Genomic DNA, 22,780 nt, shown 5'->3' on the forward strand with positions numbered 1-22,780 from the left:
GATTACTTGATTTCAGCGACAGCGCCGGCTTCTTCAAGTTTCTTTTTAATTTCTTCTGCAAGTTGTTTAGATACGCCTTCTTTAATCGTTGTAGGTGCGCCCTCAACTGCGTCTTTAGCCTCTTTAAGACCAAGACCCGTAATCTCTCTTACGACTTTAATAGCGTTGATTTTTTTCTCGCCACCGTCTTTAAGGATAACGTCAAACTCAGTTTTCTCTTCAACCGCTTCAGCCGCAACCGCAGCACCAGCGCCCGCTACCATAACCGGAGCGGCAGATACACCGAATTTCTCTTCGAAATCTTTAACCAATTGGCTTAATTCAAGTACGCTAAGACCTGAAATATACTCTAATACGTCTTCTTTTGAAATTGCCATTTCAAATCTCCTGATGATTTTATAGTTATAAATGATTCTACAAGAGTCTCGCTCTTGCATTTTACATGTAAAGCTTATACCTTACAAACTTTTTATTCTGACTCTTGTTTTTTAGCACGAAGTGCATCAAGACCGATCGTAAAGTTTGTAATCGGTGCCATCCAAGTTGATAGAAGCATTCCAATAAGCTCGTTGCGAGACGGCATTTTAGAAAGTGCTTCAACTTTAGCAGCATCAACAACTTCGCCGCCTGCATAACCGAATTTCACGACAAAATTCGGATTCGTTTTGGCAAAGTTTGCAACAACTTTAGTGACGGCTAGTTGATCTTCGCCCCAAACAAAAATGTTGGAGTCTTTGAGTTCCAAACCATCTAAGCCCGCATCTTTCATAGCAATCGATGCCAAAGTATTTTTGATAACTTTTACTTTTACGGATTCCGGCCTTGAGTTGTTTCGTAATGCTTCAAGGGATTTCGTATTAAGACCTTTGTAGTCACACACAATTAAACCGTCGGAAGCTTTAAACTCTGAAGCTAGCGTACTGATAAATTCCGCTTTCTCTGTTCTTGTCAATTTTTCTCCTTTCCAACTGGCGATTTCAAGTAGAGGCGGAGGCACTCCGCATTAAGTCTGGCGACCTCTACTATCTCCAATCAAAGATTAACGTACGATATTTAAGGAAGAGTTATCGAAGGTCGATTAACTCTTGGTTTTCAAGATTCATTGACGGGCTCATCGTTAATGAAAGAGCCGCACTCTTAATATACTTACCTTTTGCGGCAGCCGGTTTATGTTTGTTAATCGCTTTTACGAACGCTTCGAAGTTTTCACGAATTTGCGCATCGCTAAAACTGATTTTGCCGATACCTGCGTGGATATTTCCTTGTTTGTCCACACGGAAATTGACTTGACCGCCTTTATTATTTTCAACGGCTTTGGCAACATCCATTGTAACGGTACCGGTTTTTGGATTCGGCATAATACCTTTTGGTCCTAGAATTCGGCCGACTTTACCGACCAAACCCATCATATTAGGCGTAGCGATCAAAACATCGAAATTAATACGACCTGCTTGAATCTCTTCGATTAAATCGTCGCTTCCTACGATATCCGCACCTGCCGCTTTTGCTTCATCGGCTTTTTCGTCTTTTGCGATAACCGCAACGCGAACAGTTTTACCCGTACCCGCAGGTAAAACAACCGAACCGCGAACCATTTGATCCGCGTGTCTTGGATCGACGTTTAGTTTAAGTGCAATTTCGATGGTTTCGTCGAATTTTGCGGAAGCAAGGTTTTTAATGTTTGCCAATGCTTCGTCGACGGAATATTTTTTCTCTTTATCTACTTTTTTCAATAATTCTTGAAAACGTTTATTTACTCTTTTTGCCATACTTATCTCCGCATAATTTTGCTTCCGCTTATTATATCCCTAGCGGTAGAGGGGTGTTTTCAATCGACGACGTTAATACCGATACTTCTAGCAGATCCGGCAATAATTTTCGCCGCTTGCTCGCGATCGTTAGTATTAAGATCGGCAATTTTTTTCTCAACGATCTCAAGAACTTGTGCTTTTGTCAAAGTAGCGACTTTGTTTTTAAGCGGGTTACTTGAGCCGCTTTTAATGCCGGCTGCTTTTTTAATGAGATCCGTTGCAGGCGGTTGTTTTGTGATAAACGTAAAACTTTTATCCGCATAAACCGTAATCACGACAGGGATTCTAAATCCAGCTAAATCTTTTGTTCTTTCATTGAATGCTTTACAAAATTCCATAATATTTACGCCTCTTTGACCAAGAGCCGGACCAACCGGTGGTGATGGATTTGCTTTAGCGGCTTCAATTTGTAATTTAATTTCGCCAATGACTTTTTTTGCCATTTCTTTTCCTTTACGCTTAAACTATTTTTTCAACTTGAGAATAAAGAATCTCAACGGGTGTACTTCGACCAAAAATTGAAACATTGAGTGTGAGTTTGCCGTGAACCATATCGTATTCTTCGACTGAGCCGGTAAAGTTTGCAAAAGGACCTTCCGTGATCCTAACGCTCTCGCCCGTCTCAAAGAAAATTTTCGGCTTAGGCGCACCTTTTTTCTCGGCTTTTTCCAAAATCAACGCGATGTCTTTTTCGCTTAACGGTGTAGGTTTTTTAGCCTCTCCGATAAATCGTCCGACTTTCGGCAACGATTGGATTAAATGCCAAAGTGCCGTATCTAAATCGAGTTTTGCAAACGCATAACCCGGATACAAGCTTCGCTCACTAATCTTTTTTTTACCATTCTTAACTTCAATGACATCTTCTGTCGGAACAAGAATTTGCTCTAACTTATCGGCAATACCATGATCATTAACAAGAGTGATAATTCCTTTTTTAACTGCTTGCTCACTTCCTGCATACGTTTGAATTGCATACCATCGATGTGCCATTTTCTCTCCTTAAATTAAAGAGGACAAAGAAAAAGACATAACAGCGTCAATCAATGCTAAAAAAAGTGATATAACGGTTACGACGACAAAGACAGAAATAAAGGCATTTCGAATCTGCTCTTTAATCGGGAAAATAACCTTTGACAACTCAGCTTTAGAATATTGATAATAAGCTCTTAATTTTTCCATTGCATTACCTCGACTAGTGGCAGGGTAGGAGGGACTCGAACCCCCAACCTGCGGTTTTGGAGACCGACGCTCTACCGTTGGAGCTACTACCCTACATATAAAGTTAAGTCAAAAAATTCGACTTAACTTTTTAACTTCACTTCTTTGTGAACGGTATGTTTTTTCAAACGTGGACAATATTTACTGAGTTCTACTTTCTCGGTATTTGTCTTACTGTTTTTTGTCGTCGTGTAGTTAATATCACCACACTCTGAACATTTTAATCCGATTTTAACGGTCATTTGACTTTCCTTAACGAATTGACATGTAAGGGTTTCCCCTTACATGTGAAACTTACTTACTTGATAATTTTTGCAACAACACCGGCACCGACGGTTCTACCACCCTCACGGATTGCAAAACGAGTACCTTCTTCAAGAGCGATCGGTGCAATCAAAGCAACTTTGATTTTTACGTTATCGCCAGGCATAACCATCTCAGTACCTTCAGGTAATGTGATAGAACCTGTTACGTCAGTTGTACGTACATAGAATTGTGGTCTATAGTTGTTGAAGAATGGAGTATGTCTACCGCCCTCTTCTTTGCTTAGTACGTATACTTCCGCTTCAAAATCAGTGTGCGGAGTGATTGATTTTGGTTTACAAAGAACCATACCGCGCTCAACTTCTTCTTTTTTGATACCGCGTAATAAGATACCGCAGTTATCGCCTGCTTCACCGCGTTCCATCTCTTTACGGAACATTTCAACACCGGTTACGGTTGTTGTTTTTGTATCTTTAATACCCACGATTTCGATAGTCTCACCGATTTTTACGGCGCCTCTTTCGATTTTACCCGTAACAACGGTACCACGACCTGAAATTGAGAATACGTCTTCGATAGGCATCAAGAAATCTTTATCGATTTCACGCTCTGGAGTTGGGATATAAGCATCAACGGCAGCCATCAAATCAAGAATTTTTTGACCCCATGCATCAACTTTACCCGCTTTAGCTTCTTCAAGAGCTTTAAGCGCAGAACCTGCTACGATTGGTGTATCGTCGCCAGGGAAGTCGTATGAGCTAAGAAGTTCTCTAATTTCCATTTCAACGAGCTCAAGCAATTCTTCGTCGTCAACCATATCGGCTTTGTTCATAAATACAACAATGTATGGAACACCGACTTGGCGAGAAAGAAGGATGTGCTCTCTAGTTTGCGGCATTGGGCCGTCTGCTGCAGAAACAACAAGGATAGCGCCGTCCATTTGAGCGGCACCGGTGATCATGTTTTTAACATAGTCGGCGTGGCCTGGGCAGTCTACGTGAGCGTAGTGGCGATTTTCTGTTTCGTATTCAATGTGTGAGGTTGCGATAGTAATACCGCGCTCTCTCTCTTCAGGAGCGTTATCAATACCATCATAATCTTTAAAATCAGCAAGACCCTTGGTTGCAAGAACTGCTGAAATTGCTGCCGTGAGCGTAGTTTTACCATGGTCAACGTGACCGATAGTTCCGATGTTAACGTGTGGCTTGGTTCTAGAGAACTTTTCTTTTGCCATTTTTTCCTCCGTAATGAGTTTTTGTTTTTAATGCATGTTCAATTTGCAAAGTTTTTAAAACTTTATAGTAAATGGAGCTCATAGAGGGACTTGAACCCTCGACCTCTTCCTTACCAAGGAAGTGCTCTACCCCTGAGCCATATGAGCCGACGACATAAAAGGGAACCGACATGATATCTAAAAACTGTAACAATCTGATTTCATAGAACGTAAGAAAGGTAAGCCTACTGAACTTGTTCTGTAGTGCATTAATGCAGAAGAAATTCAACAGCTCCCAGTTTATGTTACAAAATCGTTGGAGCGGGAGACGGGACTCGAACCCGCGACCCCCAGCTTGGAAGGCTAATGCTCTAGCCGACTGAGCTACTCCCGCAAATGGTGGTGAGAGAAGGATTCGAACCTTCGAAGACATAGTCAGCAGATTTACAGTCTGCCCTCGTTGGCCACTTGAGTATCTCACCGTATCTATACCATTTTACTTCTGGTCAAACACTGTCTTTCACAAAAAAGTGGAGCTGGTGAACGGAGTCGAACCGCCGACCTACTGCTTACAAGGCAGTTGCTCTACCGACTGAGCTACACCAGCACCCGTGATTGTGAGGTGAAAGTATATCTTAATTGACAAGCAAAGTCAATACTATTCTACGCTAAAATAATCGGTATCTTTATCTGAGGAGATTTATCGCATGAAAATTCTTTTTTCACCGAGCGAAACAAAAACACTTTTTCGCAAAACACCCCCTTTGAATCCCGATAGTTTTATCTTCCCCGATCTTTATAAACGACGTTTGGAAGTCTTAGAACGCTATCAATCGTTACTCAAAACCGCAAACGAGGCAAGCCTTCGTTCGCTTTTCGGACTCAAAGATATTTCGCTTTGCAAAGAGTGGACGCAAACACCTTTATTCGAAGCTCCGACATGTAAAGCAATCGAACGTTATAGCGGCGTCGCTTACGATTATTTAGATTATGCTTCTTTGAATCCTTCGTCCCAAACGTTTCTCGATCAAAACGTAATGATTTTTTCCAATCTTTTCGGACCGATTTTGGCGCAAGACGAAATTCCCAACTACCGAGTTCATCAAGGTGCATCACTTGAGGGCTTTAAACCCGAAACGTTTTATCATTCTTTTTTTTCACAGGCCATTGATGATTGGATTGCGAACGAGACGCTCTTAGATTTACGCGCCGGATTTTACGAAAAGTTTTACATGCCACAAAAACCTTATATTACGATGAAGTTTCTCAAAGGAGGAAAGGTTATAAGCCATTTTGCCAAAGCATACCGCGGTAAGGTCTTACGACAGATTGCTTACGAACAACCCGTCGATGATGCGGCACTGCAAACGATTGCTTTTGAACATCTTCGTATCGTCGAAATACACCGTAAAAAACTAAAACACGAATATGTTTACGAGATTATTGATTGATTTAGAATAAAAAAGGTACAATTAGCCGCAAATCTATCATTTAGGTAAGGAGACGCTATGGATATTTTACAATGGATCGTCATCGGCGTATTGGTTTATACGATCTACTATCTTATTAACAAATACGAACAACGCGTCAATGAACTGACTCGTCTTATCGAGCTGAACCGCGAAGAGATTAACCGCAATAAAGAGAATATTGCAAAAAATGCCGACGGCGTCGCGAAAAATAAAGAAAAGCTTGATCTCAACCAAGCGATTATCGAAAAACTCAAATAATCCGATCGAATAGTCTAAGAATCAAAGAGCTATACCGCTCTTGATTCTTGGATAGACGACATGCCAAACAATCCGAGAATTCCTTCTCTTCTTTAAAAAGATTCGGCAAATATCCGAAACTCTTCTTGCGGCATCGGTTTGGCGAAATGAAATCCTTGAACCTCATCGCATCCGTGTCCGCCTAACACTATCAACGTTTCGCCCTCTTCGACGCCTTCGGCGATCGTTTTGAGATTCAGGCTCTTTGCCATTTGGATAACGGCCTTGACAATGGCGGCGTCTTCTTGATCGTGCAATAAATTCTTAATAAACGATTGGTCGATTTTCAGTTTATCTACGGCAAATTTTTTCAGATACGACAAAGACGAATATCCCGTTCCAAAATCGTCGATGGAAAGTTTAACCCCGATCGCTTTGAGATTTTGGATCGTCGTTCGTATTTTTTCCGTATCGTACATCATTGCGGATTCCGTGAGTTCAATTTCAAAGAACTCAGGCGAAAGTCCCGAGCTTGCAAGTGCTTTTTTGACAATTTCTTCTAAATTTCCTCGTTTAAACTGTACGGTCGAAATATTAACCGCCACGACGATTTGAATTCCCTGTCGATGCCAAAGTACCGCTTGTTTGCATGCCTCGTTGATTACCCATTCGCCGATTTTAATAATTAAACCGCTATTTTCGGCAATCGGTATAAACTTAGAAGGCGCAATCAGCCCTTGCGTCGGGTGAACCCATCGAAGGAGAGCCTCGGCACCCGTAATCGTTTGACTTTGAATGTCGATTTGCGGTTGGTAATGCAAAATAAACTCTCGATTGGTGATCGCGTTTTTCATATCGTGTAAGATTCGAAAATATTCTATCGTCTCTTCGTTCATGGAAGCATCGAAAAAATAAAACATATTTTTACCGAGTTCTTTGGCTTTGTGCATCGCAATGTCGGCTTTTCGTACCAGTGCGTCAAAGTCGTCTCCTTCGATCGGATAAACCGCAACGCCGATCGAAACGGAAGACGTAAGGTGATGCGTATCAACGGTTAAAGGAGTTTGAAAACTTTCCACGATGCGTTCGCATACCGACGTAATATCTTCATTTGAACGGATATTGTTTAAAATAATCAAAAACTCGTCTCCGCTATGCCTTGCTAAAATATCGTTATCCCGAAGATTTTCCTGAAGCCTTTGCGCCACGCTTTTTAACAGCATATCTCCGATGGCATGCCCAAAAGAGTCGTTGACGGTTTGAAAGTCGTCCACGTCGATAAATAAAACAGCCATTTGATGAGTATGTTCCGTTTCGGGTTTATGCAAAAGGACTTGCTCCACTTCCAATTTTGCGCGTATGCGATTGGGTAGTTCCGTTAGGTGATCGTGGTAGGCTAAAAATTCAACCTTTTTTTCCGCCTTTTTTTGCATACTCACGTCACGCCCTATCGCGATGATGCCGACGACGTTTCCTAATTTATCGAATTCGGGAACCATTTGGATGTGATGGACATGCTCTTCGTCTTTAAATCGAAACGTCTGGTCGTATTCCATCCCTTTGCCCGTTTGAATAACGGAGTGTAGCTTTTCGATATACTCGGCGTACGTTTCTCCGAAAGTATCTACACTTACCTCTTTCCCGATCAAAGTTTCGATCGGCACGTCAAAATATTTTTGGATTTGATGATTCAAATAAACAACCCTGCACTGTGAATCGTACCATGCGATATTGTTTGGAGAGTTATCGACGACGTCTTTAAACTTAAAACAGGTCTCTTTACCGAGTATCTCTTCCACAAAGCTTTTTTGATCGGCAATTTCTCGACAGACCGCTAAATGATACGACTTGCCTTCAAAATCAAAACGGCTGATACTCATGTCTATCGGGATCGTATGCCCGTTTTTCGTTTTATGGCGCGTCGTAAAACGAATCGTTTTTTCCGCTTCCATTTTTATAGAAAACTTTTGGGCTATATCGGGCGTCCAACTCGGATCGATGTCGAAAAGGCTCATGCCGTTTGTCAACTCATCCCGTAAATACCCTAACATTTTTGCCGCCGTTTCGTTCACGTATAAAAAATGAGGGCTCTCTTGATACGTTAAAAAAATCGCTTCGCCCAGATGATCTAGCACAACAGGAAGCGCACATTTGGGAGAGGCTTTGGAAGCGTAACATTTCATAAACGGAAAATCGGGGATTTTTTGAAGAATCGTATCAAACAGAAGGTGGCGTTGGTCTTGAGATAGCATGGACATGGTTGTATGATAGCCTTTGGGAAAATAATGCACCGACGATTTTCATCATTTCGTCACATCTTAGTCACATCATTTTACAAACCTATCCTAAAATTTTATTGAAATACTGACGATCAAACATCATCCCTATATATACATGTAGCAAATCGGTATCTCTTTTCAAACCTTTCGCCGTTTCGAGAATAACGCGGTTCAAAAGATTCTTGCATGCCGATGCTTATTGACGCTACATGTCACGCAAAGGGGCGGTTTCGCCCCTAAGGTATTTTCACGCTTTAATGCCGCGTGCGCCGAGATTGCCGTAACGGTGGTAACTGTGAGAAATGCTTTGTTCCATAAAATAATGCAACAACTCCAAGCGTCCTTCCATCAACGGTTTTTCCCGAACGATAAACGTGGCACTTTTTGCCGCTTCTTCAAATACGAACGGCGAAATACGTGCCGCATCGGCGTAGAAAATCTTTTGTACCGAAGCGAAGCATTGCGCAAACTCGGCTTCGTTTTCGCGTATGAGCGTATCGTGCGCACCAAGCCAACGCTCTTTGGTTTCATACATAAATGAAACCACACTGTTTTCCGCCTCCGAAGCGATACTGACATGTAAAGGTACTTGAGCGATTTTCGCCGCTACGATACGACTTAAAACATCAAATAAGCTATCTTCTTGGCAGACGCGTAGGGCGACTTTACGTAAGGGTAAATATTTAAAGATATTGTCTTCACCTCGTACCTTGGCAAAATCGACCTCTTTGGCGAAAACCTCTTCATAATTTTCAAGATAGCTTGCCGTAGCGAAAGAGAGTTTTTCAAACGTCTCTTTAAAAGCACCGTGCGTTCCGTGTTCGGCTTGGAGAGCCCATTCGCCGACCAAATCGCTCCATGCGTGTTTGAGTCCACCTTTGATCTTCGGCGTACCGACCTCTTCGACGTCCATAAAAAGCGTCACGTAGTTATACGCACCCGCTTTGCGTCCCGCACCTACTGCGGATTTTCCCATACCGCCGAAAGGTTGGCGAAGCACGATTGCACCCGTTGTTCCGCGATTGACGTAAAGATTGCCCGCTTGAAGATGCGCTTTCCAATACGCTACTTCCCGTTCATCCAAAGATTCGATCCCCGAAGTCAAACCGTATCCCGTCGCATTGACGATATCGACTGCGTGTTTAAGGTCTTTGGCACACATCACGGACAGTACCGGTCCAAAAAGTTCGTTCATATGGCAAAAACTGCCCTCTTTGACGCCCCACTTAATCGCAGGTTTTAACATGTAAGGATTACCCTCGACGTATTCGGGTGCCAAGGCCCAGCTCTCGCCGGCTTCCAAACTCTCCAATGCACGTTTGAGTGCGCCGCTTGGTTGGTTGGCAAGCGTTCCTAAACGATTTTTAAAATCCCAGACGGAACCTACATGTAAGCTTTTCGCGGCGTCGATTAACCCTTTTTTAAAATGCGGATCATGGTAGACTTCTTCTTCCAAAACCAAAAGCGAAGTTGCGGAACACTTTTGACCGCTGTTGGAAAACGCCGAATGGATCACGTTTTTAATCGCCTGATCGCGATCCGCCATCGCCGTAACGATCGTCGCGTCTTTCCCTCCCGTTTCCGCGCTTAAGAAAAGATTCGGTCGGTCTTTAAGCATGGCATACGCCGTCTCTTCGCCGCCCGTTAAAATCACGAAATCGACTTTTGCGTTTTTGACGAGGTTCTCACCCGCCAATGCGCCCGAGCACGGAACGAATTGAAGCGTATTTTGGCTGATTCCCGCATCCCAAAAACATCGACACAACTCATACGCGCACAAGGCCGCCGCGCTGGCAGGTTTAACGATAACGCAATTGCCCGCCGCCAAAGCCGCAACGATACCGCCTGTGGGAATGGCGATCGGGAAGTTCCACGGAGGCGTGATAACGCCTACGCCTTTTCCGCGAAGGGAAAGGTTTTCGTACGATTCAAAAAAACGTACCGCGTGAGGGTAAAACTCTAAAAAGTCGATTGCTTCGCTGACTTCAACGTCGGTTTCGCTAAACACTTTACCCACTTCAGCCGCCGCGACACCGATCAAATCGCCGCGTCTGGCACGTACGTTATTGGCGACTTTGCATAAAATTTCATGGCGAGCCGCATGGCTAAGCGTTCGCCAGCCGTCCGCATCTTGCGCGGCAACCTCAACCGCACGTTTTAAATCTTCGGGCGTCGCCGTAGCGTATCTTCCGCAAAGCACGCCCTCTTTGAGTTGCGATTTATCGATGACGTCGTTGAGAGGACGATCGCACAACGCTTCGCCGCCGACGATAACAGGCGTCGTCTCTAGCGTCTGGGCTGCTTGTTTCATCCAACGCGTTCGAATCTGTTTTGCCCACTCTTTGTTGGGGCTTAAGATAAAGTCCGTATCGCTCTCTCCGTGAAACGTTCCGGTGTAAAAACTACCGCCTTTAAAATCGTTCCATTGCTCTTCCAAACGATTTTGGCGACGTTTTGAACCGATGAACACCTGTTTGGCATTTTCAAACGAAGCGATAAAACGCTCTTTTTGCGCTTCCCATTCGGGAGTGCCGACTTTCAATCCGAACGAGTAACGAATAAAGTTTTCCGTGCCCGTATTTTCATCCAAACGGCGCACCAAATAGCCGATGGCGTTGGTAAACTGCTCTTTTTTTGCCGTCGGCGCGTACAAAATAATCTCTTGACTGATTTGCTTAATCGCCAAACGTGCCGACTCGCTCATACCCTCCAACATCTCCATCGTAAAGTATTCGCCGGTACCGTATTGTTTCGCCAATTCGTATCCGTAGGCATGCTCAAAGAGGTTGTGCGAAGCGATTCCGATATTGACAAACGGCGCATTTTCGGGACGTAAAGCAAACTCCGCCATGATTTTGTAGTTGCTGTCGGTGTCAATTTTTTTCGTATGCGTGACCATCTCCCAATGGCGAAGCGCCGCTTCGGTCTCTTCCATTTCCATATTCGCACCCTTCACCAAACGCATCTTCACGGGTTTTCCGCCCGCTTGAACCCGCTTACGTGCCCATTCGACCAATTTTTGTTGCCACAAATGCGAATCGGGTAAATACGCCTGAAGAACGATACCCGCGTAAAAATCTTGAAATTCAGGCAGTTCGAGCGTTTTGGTAAACGCATAGAACGTTAACGCCAAATCGCGATACTCTTCCATATCGAGGTTGATAAATTTATTTTCTTTTTCGCCTTTGGCATTGGTGAAGCTGTATTTTTTTGCTTGCGCATAAATGAGGCTCAAACGTTTCACCAGTTCGTCGATCGTGTCTTCGAACGAAAGTGCGTTGATTTGCGAAAAAATCGTCGAGATTTTGATGGAAATATAATCGACGTTGGGATTTTCAAGCACTTTGAGGTATTTTTCAATGCGCTCTTGCGCTTCGTCTTCGCCCAAAACGATTTCGCCGATCAAGTTGATATTCACGCGCGTTCCCTCGGCACGTCGTTTTTCAAGGTGCGCGTTCAACGCCTCGTCTTCGCCTTTTAAGACGACCGTTTTGGTATCTTCGCGAACGTTTTTCACAAAAAGCGGTACGGAAATTTGCGGCAGATAAATCCCTGCATGTAAAAATAAAAAGACTAAAAATCGCTCGCTCGTCGTAAAAAACGACGCCATACCGTATTTGTCGAACAGGTATTCGATCTGATTGGCCACGCGTGCGGGATTCGCGCTGCGAAAGCTCTGATCCATCAGTTCGATTAAAAAAACTTTGTCTTTGGGATGGCTGAGCATCGTGTTCATCTTGAGGGCAAAATTGCGATCAAAATCACTGACAAGCTCGCTTGCTCGGTTTTGCCATATCTCTGCCAAGGCAATAGCACGTTGAATCACTTCGGTATCTGGTTGCATGTTCGCTCCTTTAGCGGTTTATAATTGATGTTAATGCTTGCAAAACGCATTTTGTATGAAATCTATTTTTAGTATTCCTATTTGTACTACTTTTTTTACCATAAGAAAATCGGCCAAAAAAAACCGCCTGCCAAAAGCAGACGGTCACGACACCTTACTTCTTCTTGCCCAAATATGCTTCTTGAATGACTTCGGAATTGAGCAGCTCTTCACTGCTTCCCGTATGCGTAATCTTTCCTAATTCCAAAACATACCCTCGATCGGCAAGTTTAAGCGCGGCTTTGGCATTTTGCTCGACGAGCAAGACCGTCACGCCGCTTTTAGCAATCGCTTTAATCGCCTTGAAAATCACTTTGACCAAAACGGGAGCCAACCCTAAACTCGGTTCGTCCAAGATTAAAAGTTTGGGCTTGCTCATGATCGCCCGACCGATAGCAAGCATCTGTTGCTCGCCGCCGCTTAGCGTTCCGGCAAGCTGTTTGCGTCGTTCTTTCAAACGCGGCAAAATCTCGTAAATCCAATCCAAGGTCGCTTGATCGTATTTTTTCAACGTATAAGCACCCATCATCAAATTTTCTTCGACGCTGAGCGTACTAAAAACGCGCCTGCCCTCGGGCGAATGGCTCATACCCAACGCAACGATTTCGTGCGCTTGGAGTTTGCTCAGTTCCCTTCCGTCAAAAACGATGCTTCCCGAAGCGGCTTTAAGCAAGCCGCTGATCGTTCGGAGCGTGGTCGTTTTTCCGGCACCGTTCGCGCCTAAAATCGTTACGACTTCGCCTCGCGCGACGTGAAGATCGATACCTTTAATCGCGGCAATCGCACCGTAATTGACATGTAAGTCTTTCACTTCAAGAAGCATATCACGCATCTTCGTCCTCCTCGTCGCTTCCGATGTACGCTTCGACGACTTTCGGATCGGCTTGCACGAAAGAGGGGACGCCTTCGCTGATTTTCGCACCGAAGTTGATCACCGTGATGTACTCGCTAAGGCTCATCACCATCTCCATATCGTGCTCGATCATCATGATCGTCACGCCCATTGCCTGAATTTTACGTATCATCTCGGTCAACTCGATCGTCTCGTTTTCGTTGAGTCCGGCGGCGGGTTCGTCCAAAATCAGAAGTTCAGGCTCAGCCGCCAAAGCGCGCGCCATCTCGATACGTCGTTGAATACCGTACGACAAATCGCCCGCGGGCGTGGTCGCATAGAGCGATAGATTGAAAAACTCCATCAACTCGCCCACTTTCGTCCATTGGTATTTTTCGTCTTTAAAATACGCGGGTGTAGGAATGATGCCGTTGTACCAGCGTTGTTTGGATTTGATGTGGCGTCCGGACATAATATTCTCCGCAACGCTCATTTCGGAAAAGAGCCGAATCGTCTGAAACGTACGTAAAATGCCCAATCCCGCAATTTTATACGGACTGATGCCCTTGATGTCTTTGCCTTTCCATAAAATCTGTCCGATTTCGGGCGTATAAATGCCCGTAATACAGTTAAACAACGTGGTCTTTCCTGCTCCGTTGGGACCGATAATCCCGTAAATCTGCCCTTTTTTCACTTTCATCGAAAGGTTGTCGATTGCCACGAGACCGGAAAAAAGTTTGCTGACGTTTTTAATTTCTAAAAGATACTCGCTCATTTCGCCCCCTTTTTAAGGAAGCTTGGAATATTGCCGAATTTCACCGGCCAAATACCTCGAGGTCTCAAAATCATCGTTAAAATCATCGCGACGCCGAACACCAAATAGCGTGCCGTTTCAAATTCCCTGAACACCTCGGGCAAAACAAACATCACGAACGTTCCGATTAAAACGCCGGGCAACGATGCCGAGCCTCCGACCAATACGATCGTAAAGAACATAATCGACTGCGTCACGTTAAAGGCTTCGGGGCTAACCGCGGAATACTGCACGGAAAACATACTCCCGGCAGCCCCCGCAATGCCCGCACCCAAAATAAATGCGTACAATTTATAATAGCGCAAGCTGATTCCCATACTTTGCGCCGCAATATCGTCTTTGTGAATGTAAAACATCGCGCGTCCGAACTTACTGCGATCCAGACTCCGCATAATAAACAGTGTGATACCGAGCAAAATAAACGCCATATAGTACATGTGAATTTGACTTGAAAAATCGTAACCGAAAACGCGCACCACGTCGATTCCGAACAGTCCGTTTGGACCTCCGGTCAACCCGAAAACGTCGTTTTCCAATATTTGAATAAAGATGATGTTAAATCCGATCGTCGCGACCAAAAGATAATCGCCTCTGAGATGAATAATCGGCGCAACCAAGGCAAACGCGCATGCCATCGGAATCACAACCGAGGGAATCCACGTCGCTAAAATCGCCCATCCGAACTGCACGTTCAAAATCGCGGTCGTATACGCACCCAAACCGAAAAACATGGCGTGTCCCATGTGAAAAACGCCCGCCCGTCCTAAGATAATATCTTGCGAAAATGCGACGCAGGCGAACACCAAAAAGGTCGTTCCGACGGCTAACCACGCCGAATCGACAAAGAGCGGATACAAGCCCGCGAACCCTAAAAGTAAAAGAGCGATCAGACTGGTTTTATTCATCATACTTTCTCCGCTACTTTTTCGCCGAGGATTCCGGTCGGTCTAAAAACCAAAATAACGATCAACAAAACAAAGGTAAACGTCTCTGCCCACTGCGTCGAAATATAACCGGTAATCATGGCATTGAAAAGTCCTAACAAAAGACCTCCGAGCATAGCTCCGGGAATATTGCCGATACCGCCCATAATGGCGGCGACAAACGCATTGAGTCCGTACATCCATCCCATATCGAAGGTAATGCCGCGGTAATACGCTCCGATAAAAAGTCCCGCAACCGCACCGAGTGCCGAGCCGATGATGAAAATAATCATAACGATACGATTGACGTTAATTCCCATCAATTTAGCCGCGTCCTGATCGATAGCAACCGCACGAATCGCCGTTCCGATTTTAGTTTGATTGATAAAGAAGTACAGTCCGACCATTAAAACCGAGGAGAGGCTCAAAATCATCACTTGCGTAAATGTAATGACGATTCCGCCTACGCTCCAAAGCGTCGAGGGAAAAAAGTCGGTCGGGAAAATCTTCATATTGGGTCCCCAAATTAACATCACGGAATTTTGGATCACTAAACCCGCGCCGAGAGCCGAAACAACGGCACTTAGCCTCGGAGCCGTTCGCAAAGGCCGATACGCCAAGCGTTCGAGTAAAACGCCCACGAACGCGACGACCAACGCACTTAAAAGAAATACCGACACCACCGCTAAAAGCGACGTCGTTCCTTCCGAAAAGAGCGAACCGTAAACGCTCAAACCGACAAAAGCCGAAAAGGCAACGAGGTCACCGTGCGCAAAGTTGATGAGACGCATCACCCCGTACACCATCGTATACCCTAAAGCGACTAAAGCGTATAAGCTTCCGATCGTTAAACCGTTGACCATTTGTTGAAGAAAAATATCCATGGACGTTACTCTATCCTTTTCACAGTATGAAACTTCGTACAAAACACGCGTTTGCACGAAGCAAAAGTGCCGAAAATGCAAGGTTTAATCGAAAAAACCCTGCATCGGCGTGCTTGAAAAGCATGACGCGACAAGCCTGTTTTTACATGTTACCTTTTTATTGGTAAACGATTTTATAGCTTTTGTCCGCTTGAACTTCATAGGTCATATAACCGCCGCCGATACGCTCGCCGTCTTCTCTAAACGTCACAGGACCCGTGATGCCGGGGAAATCTTTGAGTTTATGCATTGCTTCGGCAACCACTTTGGTATCTTCGGATTTGGTTTGTTCCATCGCATGTAAAATCGCGCGCAAGCCGTCCACGTTCATCAAAGACCAAATCGAAGCGGGCATCGCGTTATACTTGGCTTTGTAATCGACTAAAAACGTCTTAGCGATGTCGTAAGGTAAAATGTCCGGAGTCGGCACGTTAATCATAAACGTTCCTTTCGCACTCTCTCCCGCTAGTTTCATAAAATCAGGGTTGTCGTTCGAGTCGCCGCCGACGAAATCGGCTTTAATACCGAGTTGTTGTTGTTGCGCCCTTAGCAATCCTCCGTCGGTATAGTAACCGCTAAAGTAGATGACGTCCGGTTCCATCGCTTTGATTTTGGTTAGCGTGGCGGTGAAATTTTGCGTGCCGGATTTGATTTTTCCTTCGTAAACGATGTTGGCGTTTTTCGCTTTTAACGCTTTAATCGTCGCATCGCCTAAGTCGGTCGAATAGCTTGAATAATCGGAGAGAACGACGATTTTTTTGTACTGTTTACCGTCAACGAAATATTTTGCCGTAAAATCGGCTTCCGCACTGTTGGGGAAGGAGTTTCTAAAAAACGTCCAATATTTATGCGCGATCAACGAGTCGCTCGTACCGTCGCTGGTTTGAAGAACGCCGGCTCTAAAATAGGTCGTCTGCGCCGCTTCAGTCGCTCCCGAAGTGTAAGAACCGATGACCGCTTTCACGCCTTCGTTGACCAATTTTTTAGCACAAATCGCCGCTTGTTGCGCCGTACCTTGATCGTCACATGTTACGACTTCGATTTTTTTACCGAGTATGCCGCCTTTGGCATTGTATTGCTCAACGATCAATTTAACGCCGTTATCGATACTTTGTCCCTCGCTAGCGTACGATCCCGTAATCGGTGCTTGAACCCCGATTTTAATAACGTCTGCGGCAACGCTCGCACCGGCTAAAATAGAACAAACCGCTAGCGAAGCGGCAATTTTTGGTAACATTTTCTTCATCCCTTCTCCTTTTAAAAATTTTGAAACGACTTTTAAAGGCTTACATGTAAGCGTTCAAAACTCGTTTTTACTTTGGAAAAATGACGTAACATCCCGCCGCCCACTCTCCGAGTTCTTCCACTTGCGTAATCGGCGTGGCGTAAAAATTTGACGAAAGCGAAGGAAAACGGTTGACGACCTCATCGAAACTGTGCACGATTTCGGGAATACGCTTGGCAAGTTTTTTACGCGCTTGCGTCGAAATATCCGCATAAAACGCAAAAATACCGTAATCAAGCAGCGATTCGTTTTTACTTTTGCGCTGAAGCATCTTGCACAAACGCTCGATTTCGAAAGTATACTCGGCTTTTGCGTTACACACACCGTTTTTAAGCGTCATAATCACGCGTGAAATCGAATCGTTGTGGTTGTGGTGAACGAAACGTTCATCGAGCGTAATGCTAAACGCCCCTTGAGAAAGCGCGTTTTTTTCCATAAACGTTTTAAATGCTTTACGATTGGGAAGCGAACAGCGTAAAATATCCGAAACGCTCGCATCGATAAAGACTTCGGGGGCGTTTTCGATTAAGCCGAGTGCTTGTGCGACGTGAATACAGAGGATTTTTTGAGGACCGCTGGAGAGGCTCAAACGGTTATTCGTCCAAAATAAAAAATTTTTCTCCGCTTGCGTAATACCCTCTAAGACGGCTTGAACGACGCGCTCTTGGCTTGGAAAGTTACTCATAATAATTCTCCTCGACCTCTTGCACGATGCCGCTTTCGGTTAGAATATCTTCGATCAAGCGATTTTTGGAGATGTTGAGCGCATTGGCAAGTTTTCCCAAAGCATTGTCCAAATTGGCATCGATCTTAATCGTCAGTTGCGCAATTTCGCGTTTTTTGGTTTGATGCTTTTCGATCACGCTTTGAATGACGTCTCGTCCGAGCTTCTGTTTTGCCACGTGCGTCCTTTAGTAAAATTTTGGAATACTAAAAGTAGTACCTTTTAACCGACATGAAAATCTTAATATATTTTTGGAATATTGCGTCAATTTCGGATGATGAAATTTTATACATTATGTATGATTTGGTTGAATTTTAACGTCCAAAACGGCTATTTTAAGGCTATATTTAGAATAAATGAACCGACGAACGGTTTTTTTAAAGAGTTACCAAAGGTATCATTATGGCTTGAAAGATTATAATACGCTTATCTTTTTTGAGAAAGGACGTACATGTCAAAAGTCGTTTTAATTACGGGAGCAACTTCGGGATTCGGCGAAGCAACCGCCGAAAAATTTGCCGTTTCGGGCTATAAAGTGATTATTACGGGGCGCAGGCGTGAACGGTTAGATGCTTTCAAAGCCAAATTTCCCACATGCGATATTTTACCGATTTGCTTTGACGTCCGCGATAAAAAAGCGGTTTTCGACGCCATCGCTTCCTTGCCCGAAGCGTATAAAAACATCGATATTCTCGTCAATAATGCCGGACTTGCCTTGGGACTCGGGCACGCGAACGAAGTCGATATCGAAGATTGGGAGACGATGGTCGATACGAATATCAAAGGGTTACTTTACGTGACACGTGCCGTTTTGCCGATTATGGTCGAGCGCAAAAGCGGTTACATCTTCAATCTCGGCTCCATCGCCGGAAACTGGCCGTATGAAGGCGGAAACGTTTACGGAGCGACCAAAGCGTTCGTAAAACAATTTTCACTCAACCTACGCACCGATCTTCGCGGCACCAACGTACGCGTGACCAATATCGAACCGGGATTTTCCGAAACGGAATTTTCCGACGTGCGTTTCAAAGGCGACAAAACCAAAGCCAAAAAAGTCTACGAAGGCACGAAAGCACTCGATAAGGAAGACATCGCCGATACGATCTTTACCTTGGCGCACTTGCCGCCGCACGTCAACGTCAACCGCATCGAAATTATGCCGACGATGCAAAGCTGCGGCGGACTCTTCGTCGAACGACGCTAATGGATATCGTGACATGTAAGCCTCAAAACCTTACATGTTATTCTTTGAGGAACCCATGAATCAACACCCGAACAACCCTTTACACGGCATCACCCTAGAAGCAATGCTTAAAGAGCTCCAATCGCACTACGGCTGGGAAAAACTGGATGAGATGATGCGCGTCAACTGTTTTCACGACAATCCAAGCATTGCTTCAAGCCTTAAATTTTTCCGTAAAACGCCGTGGGCAAGAGCTAAACTTGAAAAGCTCTACCTCGATTTTCGCAAAACTTCCCGGTAACACGATGTCGTATACGAAAGCATTTTGGATTACCTCTTTGGGTATGTTTTTGATGAGCTTTGAATCGCCGCTGATCAAAATGACGCACGTGAGCGCACAAAATTTCACGTTTTATTTCGGTCTTTGTATGTTTCTAAGCCTCAATACCGTTTTACTTTTTCAGTACAAAACGGCGATTTTTGCTCTGTATCGCCGACATGTCGTTTCGATTCTGGCGTGCGCGTTTTGCATCGCGCTTAGCAATTTTTTGTTTATCCTCGCCATCAAACATACCAGCGTCGCAAGTGCAGTTTTTATTTTGAGTACCGGTCCGTTGATCAGCGCGCTCTTTTCGTTTCTCTTGTTTCGCACTAAAACGCCGCTTCGTACGTTTGTTGCAATCTTTTTTGTCTTTGTCGGTCTGTTTATTATTCTGTTTAACGACTTGGGATTAGGCAATATGGAGGGAAATCTTTACGCTTTCGGATGCGTTTTTGCGTTTATTTCGATGCTGTTTATCTTGGAGAGGGACAAAGAGGTGAACCGCTTGGCGTGTTTTGGGACAGGCACGCTCATGGCGTCGCTTTTAGCACTCTTAAGCGCGCCCGTCGTTCTGCCCGATACTTATTCGTTAAGCATTATCGTCTTTATGGGAGGCGTGCTAACACCTTTATCCCGCGCGTTTATCGGCACGGGAACGAAAGTGCTTCCTTCTGTGGAAGTAGCACTTTTAACGATTATCGAGCCGGTATTAGCCCCCGTTTGGGTGTGGTGTTTTATCGACGAAAAACCGCATCCCAATACGTTGATCGGAGGCGTGATTATTTTAATCACGCTCGTGCTTCACTCGCTCAAAGCGCATCAAGACGCTACGCGTCGTTTGCGTTCGAATTAGCGATGTTAATTTGTCCGTAAAGTGCGTTTAAGTCGCCCAAAACCCAGGCATCGACGATCTTTTCGTTTTCAAATTTAAAAAAGCACGCGCCCGAATACCGAATACGATTGCCCGTGGGTTCAAACCCGAAAAGCTTACCCGAGTGCGTTCCCGTATACACGAGTCTCACTGCGGCTTTATCGCCCTCAACGACGATGTCTTCGATGACATGGTACAAATTGGGAAATGCGCTAAAAAGCATTTTCGCATAATCGCAAAAACCGTTGATGCTATCCACACGCATCCCTAAAGAACCTCTAAAATTAAACGAAGGGTCGAAAAAGCGGTGTGCTTGATCGAGTTTTTTCTCGTTCCAGAGCACGTCGTAATACTCTTCAACCAACTGTCGTATCTGCTTTGCCATCTATTTCTTATCCTTTTCAAGCCCTTGTTTCGCAGGTGCTTTATGGGAAGCGGCAGAATTTTGGTCATACCAACTTTCGCTTGCATCGTACTCAAATTCGAAGACTTTATCCAAGCCTCGCTTTTCAAGTTCTTGGTCTATATTTTGCGGGGTAATCCCCTTTTTCTTGCATGCATCAAGAATCGCCTCAATATCTTCTTCGGGAATTCCGCTGTAACGCATTTCTAAAACTGCTTCGTTAGCCGTCATACTCTATTCTCGTCAAAACATTGAACTTATCGCTTAAGTTTCCAATTTGGTTTGAAAGCTCAAACACCGCCGTGTCATACAGGTACGAAATTATAATCATTTTTTTTCAAAAAATAGCTAAAATTCTTTTGAAAGGATTCGAACATGCTCAAAACGATTTTTCTTGTACTGTGCGCGGGACTTCATCTCTTCGCGCTGGAGAACTACACGCTTGATGCGCGGCAATTTTGGAAAGACAAAACCCTTTTTTTGGTTATTCGTCGTTTCGAGCAAAACGATCGCATACGTTACCTCACGCTCAATACCCAAACCCTACAAACACGGCTTATGAGCTTGGACGAAAGTATGCTAGAGCCGATTGCGCCTCACGCTTTAGCCCAAACGCCTTTTGCCCAAACCCTGAACGCCGCTACGGCACTTTGGCAAAAAGGCGGTATCGATCATGCGTCGAGGAGACTCGATGCAACGCTGTTTTTAACGATGGATTTATGCCCTTCGTCCAAAAAAGGCTACGAAAGCGAGTTTCTTCGTACGCTAACGCGGCAAAACGGCAAAACGCCGATCGCCGTAGCGATCAGCTCGGCGTGGTTGGAGCATCACGAAGCGGAGTTTGAGGCACTGCGTAACAACCCAGATCTTAGCATCACGTGGGTCAATCACACGCATACGCATTTTTACGATCGAGCTTTACCGGATCGAAAAAACTTTATGTTGCATCAAGGTATAGACGTTCAAGCCGAGATTTTAAACGTCGAACAACGCTTGATCGAAAAAGGCGTAACGCCTTCGGTTTTTTTCCGTTTTCCCGGTCTCATTGCCGATGAAGGCTTGATGCGGGCATTGCGTGAGCACTACTTTTTGATTCCGCTCTCCGCCGATGCGTGGATCGCAAAAAACCAACATCCCGAAAACGGAAGTTTGATCTTGATTCACGGCAATAAAAACGAACCTTTGGGAATCGACATGTTAGAACACATGCTTCCCGATCTGCTGAAACGTTATGGCTTTCAAGCGATCGAAGAAGCGTTTGTGCCTTAATTATTCGTAGTATTCGCTGTCTTTGCGGTCGGTCACGAACATATGGCCCGGCGCATGCGTAATCGCAAACGGCAGTTTCATCTTCGTAATCACGTTTTGGGGCGTCACGCCGCAAGGCCAAAAAAGCGGGACTTCACCCTCTTTAATCTCGATAGGATCGCCGTAATCGGGACGGGTAATATCGCCGATGCCGATACTTTCCGGCGTTCCCGAGTGAATGGGCGCACCGTGCATTTGCGGAAAATGCCCCGTCACTTCATAGGCGTCGGCGACCTTTTCACGCTTGATCGGGCGCATGCTCACGACCATTTCTCCCTCAAACCCCTCAACCGGCGTCAGCCGAACGTTGGTGTTGTACATAGCAACGTTTTTTTGCATATCGACGTGACGAAGCGGCATACCGTTTTCGATGAGCGCCGTCTCGAACGAAAAGCTGCATCCGATCAGAAAAAAAACCAGATCGGGCGTATAATAAGGCGTAATGTCCTTCACCGTTTCGACCAAAACGCCCTCACGTAAAATATTGTACTTGGGAATCTCGGTTAAAAGATCGGCACGGTCGGCTAAAATCTTGGTATGATGCCCTTCTTTGACGATCTCCAAAACGGGAATCGCTTTTGAGTTTGCCTTGGCAAACGCTTCAAAGCCTTCGGCGTACTGTCTCGGTAACGCCACCATATTCATCTGAATGTATCCCGGACATTCGCCCGCCGTAGGTCTTGAAAATTCGCCTTTTGCGATTTTGGCACGTAATTCTTTAGGAGTCATCGCTTTCCTTCTTTTCGACAAATTTGCCCTCAAACGCGCAATGCGTCAAAGGCTTTGCATCAAACTTCTCGTCAAACTCGTTTTTC

Annotated in this window: 26 protein-coding genes and 5 tRNA genes; 6 read left to right on the plus strand and 25 right to left on the minus strand. The window is 44.9% G+C overall.

Going from position 1 to position 22,780, the window contains the following annotated elements; translation table 11 throughout:
- Positions 1 to 2: 2 nt before the first annotated feature.
- The 13 genes from rplL to NL930_RS11370 form a co-directional block, all read right to left on the minus strand.
- Entirely contained in the window at positions 3 to 377 is a 375-nt protein-coding gene (gene rplL / locus NL930_RS11310) for a 50S ribosomal protein L7/L12 (RefSeq protein ID WP_039672125.1), read from the minus strand.
- Between the two features lie 92 nt (positions 378 to 469).
- Entirely contained in the window at positions 470 to 952 is a 483-nt protein-coding gene (gene rplJ / locus NL930_RS11315) for a 50S ribosomal protein L10 (protein WP_039672124.1), read from the minus strand.
- A gap of 112 nt (positions 953 to 1,064) precedes the next feature.
- A complete protein-coding gene (gene rplA / locus NL930_RS11320) occupies positions 1,065 to 1,769 on the minus strand; it encodes a 50S ribosomal protein L1 (protein ID WP_039672123.1) in 705 nt (234 codons plus the stop codon).
- Positions 1,770 to 1,828: 59 nt separating this feature from the next.
- A complete protein-coding gene (gene rplK / locus NL930_RS11325) occupies positions 1,829 to 2,254 on the minus strand; it encodes a 50S ribosomal protein L11 (protein ID WP_039672122.1) in 426 nt (141 codons plus the stop codon).
- A 16-nt stretch (positions 2,255 to 2,270) separates the two neighbouring features.
- Positions 2,271 to 2,801, minus strand: a complete 531-nt coding sequence (gene nusG, locus NL930_RS11330) for a transcription termination/antitermination protein NusG (protein WP_039672121.1) — start codon at positions 2,799 to 2,801, stop codon at positions 2,271 to 2,273.
- A 9-nt stretch (positions 2,802 to 2,810) separates the two neighbouring features.
- Positions 2,811 to 2,990 carry a preprotein translocase subunit SecE gene (gene secE / locus NL930_RS11335; RefSeq protein ID WP_082006872.1) on the minus strand — a complete coding sequence of 60 codons (180 nt, stop codon included), beginning with the start codon at positions 2,988 to 2,990 and terminating at the stop codon, positions 2,811 to 2,813.
- Positions 2,991 to 3,007: 17 nt separating this feature from the next.
- Positions 3,008 to 3,083, minus strand: a tRNA-Trp gene (locus tag NL930_RS11340).
- A 29-nt stretch (positions 3,084 to 3,112) separates the two neighbouring features.
- Positions 3,113 to 3,271 carry a 50S ribosomal protein L33 gene (gene rpmG / locus NL930_RS11345; RefSeq protein WP_039672120.1) on the minus strand — a complete coding sequence of 53 codons (159 nt, stop codon included), beginning with the start codon at positions 3,269 to 3,271 and terminating at the stop codon, positions 3,113 to 3,115.
- A gap of 56 nt (positions 3,272 to 3,327) precedes the next feature.
- Complete coding sequence (gene tuf, locus NL930_RS11350) at positions 3,328 to 4,527, minus strand: elongation factor Tu (RefSeq protein ID WP_039672119.1); 1,200 nt, start codon at positions 4,525 to 4,527, stop codon at positions 3,328 to 3,330.
- Between the two features lie 72 nt (positions 4,528 to 4,599).
- Positions 4,600 to 4,674, minus strand: a tRNA-Thr gene (locus NL930_RS11355).
- A 149-nt stretch (positions 4,675 to 4,823) separates the two neighbouring features.
- A tRNA-Gly gene (locus NL930_RS11360) sits at positions 4,824 to 4,900 on the minus strand.
- Positions 4,901 to 4,903: 3 nt separating this feature from the next.
- Positions 4,904 to 4,988 (minus strand) — tRNA-Tyr (locus tag NL930_RS11365).
- Positions 4,989 to 5,037: 49 nt separating this feature from the next.
- Positions 5,038 to 5,113: transfer RNA gene (locus tag NL930_RS11370), tRNA-Thr, on the minus strand.
- 100 nt (positions 5,114 to 5,213) lie between these two features.
- Between NL930_RS11370 and NL930_RS11375 the strand changes: the two genes are divergently transcribed.
- Positions 5,214 to 5,957, plus strand: a complete 744-nt coding sequence (locus NL930_RS11375) for a YaaA family protein (RefSeq protein ID WP_254376743.1) — start codon at positions 5,214 to 5,216, stop codon at positions 5,955 to 5,957.
- A gap of 57 nt (positions 5,958 to 6,014) precedes the next feature.
- Positions 6,015 to 6,236: a hypothetical protein gene (locus tag NL930_RS11380; RefSeq protein ID WP_039672117.1), complete on the plus strand. Its 222-nt coding sequence runs from the start codon at positions 6,015 to 6,017 to the stop codon at positions 6,234 to 6,236.
- Positions 6,237 to 6,328: 92 nt separating this feature from the next.
- Here NL930_RS11380 and NL930_RS11385 read toward each other — a convergent pair whose 3' ends face one another.
- The 9 genes from NL930_RS11385 to NL930_RS11425 all read right to left on the minus strand — a co-directional run bounded on the left by NL930_RS11385 (position 6,329) and on the right by NL930_RS11425 (position 18,056).
- Complete coding sequence (locus NL930_RS11385) at positions 6,329 to 8,473, minus strand: bifunctional diguanylate cyclase/phosphodiesterase (RefSeq protein ID WP_254376744.1); 2,145 nt, start codon at positions 8,471 to 8,473, stop codon at positions 6,329 to 6,331.
- 268 nt (positions 8,474 to 8,741) lie between these two features.
- A complete protein-coding gene (locus NL930_RS11390) occupies positions 8,742 to 12,338 on the minus strand; it encodes a bifunctional proline dehydrogenase/L-glutamate gamma-semialdehyde dehydrogenase (RefSeq protein WP_254376745.1) in 3,597 nt (1,198 codons plus the stop codon).
- Between the two features lie 154 nt (positions 12,339 to 12,492).
- Positions 12,493 to 13,209 (minus strand): ABC transporter ATP-binding protein, encoded by a 717-nt coding sequence (locus tag NL930_RS11395; protein WP_039672116.1) that lies wholly within the window; start codon positions 13,207 to 13,209, stop codon positions 12,493 to 12,495.
- On the minus strand, positions 13,202 to 13,984 hold the full coding sequence (locus NL930_RS11400; protein WP_039672115.1) for an ABC transporter ATP-binding protein: 783 nt from the start codon (positions 13,982 to 13,984) through the stop codon (positions 13,202 to 13,204). Before NL930_RS11400 ends, NL930_RS11395 begins: the two co-directional genes overlap by 8 nt.
- A complete protein-coding gene (locus tag NL930_RS11405; RefSeq protein ID WP_254376746.1) occupies positions 13,981 to 14,928 on the minus strand; it encodes a branched-chain amino acid ABC transporter permease in 948 nt (315 codons plus the stop codon). Before NL930_RS11405 ends, NL930_RS11400 begins: the two co-directional genes overlap by 4 nt.
- A complete protein-coding gene (locus tag NL930_RS11410; RefSeq protein ID WP_041962930.1) occupies positions 14,928 to 15,830 on the minus strand; it encodes a branched-chain amino acid ABC transporter permease in 903 nt (300 codons plus the stop codon). Before NL930_RS11410 ends, NL930_RS11405 begins: the two co-directional genes overlap by 1 nt.
- 157 nt (positions 15,831 to 15,987) lie before the next feature.
- The gene (locus NL930_RS11415; protein ID WP_039672112.1) at positions 15,988 to 17,115 is read right to left on the minus strand and encodes a branched-chain amino acid ABC transporter substrate-binding protein; all 1,128 of its coding nucleotides are present in this window, start codon (positions 17,113 to 17,115) and stop codon (positions 15,988 to 15,990) included.
- Positions 17,116 to 17,182: 67 nt separating this feature from the next.
- A complete protein-coding gene (locus NL930_RS11420) occupies positions 17,183 to 17,839 on the minus strand; it encodes a hypothetical protein (RefSeq protein ID WP_039672111.1) in 657 nt (218 codons plus the stop codon).
- On the minus strand, positions 17,832 to 18,056 hold the full coding sequence (locus NL930_RS11425; protein ID WP_039672110.1) for a hypothetical protein: 225 nt from the start codon (positions 18,054 to 18,056) through the stop codon (positions 17,832 to 17,834). Before NL930_RS11425 ends, NL930_RS11420 begins: the two co-directional genes overlap by 8 nt.
- Before the next feature lie 273 nt (positions 18,057 to 18,329).
- Here NL930_RS11425 and NL930_RS11430 point away from each other — a divergent pair, with 273 nt between their 5' ends.
- From NL930_RS11430 to NL930_RS11440, 3 genes are read left to right on the plus strand one after another with little or no spacing between them, the layout of a single operon-like run.
- A complete protein-coding gene (locus NL930_RS11430) occupies positions 18,330 to 19,082 on the plus strand; it encodes an SDR family oxidoreductase (RefSeq protein WP_254376747.1) in 753 nt (250 codons plus the stop codon).
- Positions 19,083 to 19,137: 55 nt separating this feature from the next.
- The gene (locus tag NL930_RS11435; protein ID WP_039672108.1) at positions 19,138 to 19,362 is read left to right on the plus strand and encodes a VF530 family DNA-binding protein; all 225 of its coding nucleotides are present in this window, start codon (positions 19,138 to 19,140) and stop codon (positions 19,360 to 19,362) included.
- Complete coding sequence (locus NL930_RS11440) at positions 19,322 to 20,236, plus strand: DMT family transporter (RefSeq protein ID WP_254376748.1); 915 nt, start codon at positions 19,322 to 19,324, stop codon at positions 20,234 to 20,236. Before NL930_RS11435 ends, NL930_RS11440 begins: the two co-directional genes overlap by 41 nt.
- On the opposite strand, the gene NL930_RS11445 is transcribed toward NL930_RS11440, so the two are convergent.
- Both NL930_RS11445 and NL930_RS11450 read right to left on the minus strand, forming a co-directional pair.
- Entirely contained in the window at positions 20,211 to 20,639 is a 429-nt protein-coding gene (locus NL930_RS11445; RefSeq protein WP_041962934.1) for an ester cyclase, read from the minus strand. The genes NL930_RS11440 and NL930_RS11445 overlap by 26 nt on opposite strands.
- Positions 20,640 to 20,888, minus strand: a complete 249-nt coding sequence (locus tag NL930_RS11450) for a hypothetical protein (protein ID WP_039672106.1) — start codon at positions 20,886 to 20,888, stop codon at positions 20,640 to 20,642.
- A 144-nt stretch (positions 20,889 to 21,032) separates the two neighbouring features.
- Between NL930_RS11450 and NL930_RS11455 the strand changes: the two genes are divergently transcribed.
- Complete coding sequence (locus tag NL930_RS11455) at positions 21,033 to 21,926, plus strand: hypothetical protein (protein WP_254376749.1); 894 nt, start codon at positions 21,033 to 21,035, stop codon at positions 21,924 to 21,926.
- Here the strand turns inward: NL930_RS11455 and NL930_RS11460 are convergent, their stop codons facing one another.
- On the minus strand, positions 21,927 to 22,727 hold the full coding sequence (locus NL930_RS11460; RefSeq protein ID WP_306808581.1) for a putative hydro-lyase: 801 nt from the start codon (positions 22,725 to 22,727) through the stop codon (positions 21,927 to 21,929).
- Positions 22,728 to 22,780 lie beyond the last annotated feature (53 nt).

Source organism: Sulfurospirillum sp. hDNRA2 (assembly GCF_024206095.2).
GTDB lineage: Bacteria > Campylobacterota > Campylobacteria > Campylobacterales > Sulfurospirillaceae > Sulfurospirillum.

Excerpts from the sequence above, each read along its gene's own strand:
- rplL (WP_039672125.1), bottom strand. The coding sequence starts at position 377 with ATGGCAATTTCAAAAGAAGACGTATTAGAGTATATTTCAGGTCTTAGC.
- rplA (WP_039672123.1), bottom strand. The coding sequence starts at position 1,769 with ATGGCAAAAAGAGTAAATAAACGTTTTCAAGAATTATTGAAAAAAGTA.
- rplK (WP_039672122.1), bottom strand. The coding sequence starts at position 2,254 with ATGGCAAAAAAAGTCATTGGCGAAATTAAATTACAAATTGAAGCCGCT.
- nusG (WP_039672121.1), bottom strand. The coding sequence starts at position 2,801 with ATGGCACATCGATGGTATGCAATTCAAACGTATGCAGGAAGTGAGCAA.
- secE (WP_082006872.1), bottom strand. The coding sequence starts at position 2,990 with ATGGAAAAATTAAGAGCTTATTATCAATATTCTAAAGCTGAGTTGTCA.
- rpmG (WP_039672120.1), bottom strand. The coding sequence starts at position 3,271 with ATGACCGTTAAAATCGGATTAAAATGTTCAGAGTGTGGTGATATTAAC.
- tuf (WP_039672119.1), bottom strand. The coding sequence starts at position 4,527 with ATGGCAAAAGAAAAGTTCTCTAGAACCAAGCCACACGTTAACATCGGA.
- NL930_RS11375 (WP_254376743.1), top strand. The coding sequence starts at position 5,214 with ATGAAAATTCTTTTTTCACCGAGCGAAACAAAAACACTTTTTCGCAAA.
- NL930_RS11380 (WP_039672117.1), top strand. The coding sequence starts at position 6,015 with ATGGATATTTTACAATGGATCGTCATCGGCGTATTGGTTTATACGATC.
- NL930_RS11385 (WP_254376744.1), bottom strand. The coding sequence starts at position 8,473 with ATGTCCATGCTATCTCAAGACCAACGCCACCTTCTGTTTGATACGATT.
- NL930_RS11390 (WP_254376745.1), bottom strand. The coding sequence starts at position 12,338 with ATGCAACCAGATACCGAAGTGATTCAACGTGCTATTGCCTTGGCAGAG.
- NL930_RS11395 (WP_039672116.1), bottom strand. The coding sequence starts at position 13,209 with ATGCGTGATATGCTTCTTGAAGTGAAAGACTTACATGTCAATTACGGT.
- NL930_RS11400 (WP_039672115.1), bottom strand. The coding sequence starts at position 13,984 with ATGAGCGAGTATCTTTTAGAAATTAAAAACGTCAGCAAACTTTTTTCC.
- NL930_RS11405 (WP_254376746.1), bottom strand. The coding sequence starts at position 14,928 with ATGAATAAAACCAGTCTGATCGCTCTTTTACTTTTAGGGTTCGCGGGC.
- NL930_RS11410 (WP_041962930.1), bottom strand. The coding sequence starts at position 15,830 with ATGGATATTTTTCTTCAACAAATGGTCAACGGTTTAACGATCGGAAGC.
- NL930_RS11415 (WP_039672112.1), bottom strand. The coding sequence starts at position 17,115 with ATGAAGAAAATGTTACCAAAAATTGCCGCTTCGCTAGCGGTTTGTTCT.
- NL930_RS11420 (WP_039672111.1), bottom strand. The coding sequence starts at position 17,839 with ATGAGTAACTTTCCAAGCCAAGAGCGCGTCGTTCAAGCCGTCTTAGAG.
- NL930_RS11430 (WP_254376747.1), top strand. The coding sequence starts at position 18,330 with ATGTCAAAAGTCGTTTTAATTACGGGAGCAACTTCGGGATTCGGCGAA.
- NL930_RS11435 (WP_039672108.1), top strand. The coding sequence starts at position 19,138 with ATGAATCAACACCCGAACAACCCTTTACACGGCATCACCCTAGAAGCA.
- NL930_RS11445 (WP_041962934.1), bottom strand. The coding sequence starts at position 20,639 with ATGGCAAAGCAGATACGACAGTTGGTTGAAGAGTATTACGACGTGCTC.
- NL930_RS11450 (WP_039672106.1), bottom strand. The coding sequence starts at position 20,888 with ATGACGGCTAACGAAGCAGTTTTAGAAATGCGTTACAGCGGAATTCCC.
- NL930_RS11455 (WP_254376749.1), top strand. The coding sequence starts at position 21,033 with ATGCTCAAAACGATTTTTCTTGTACTGTGCGCGGGACTTCATCTCTTC.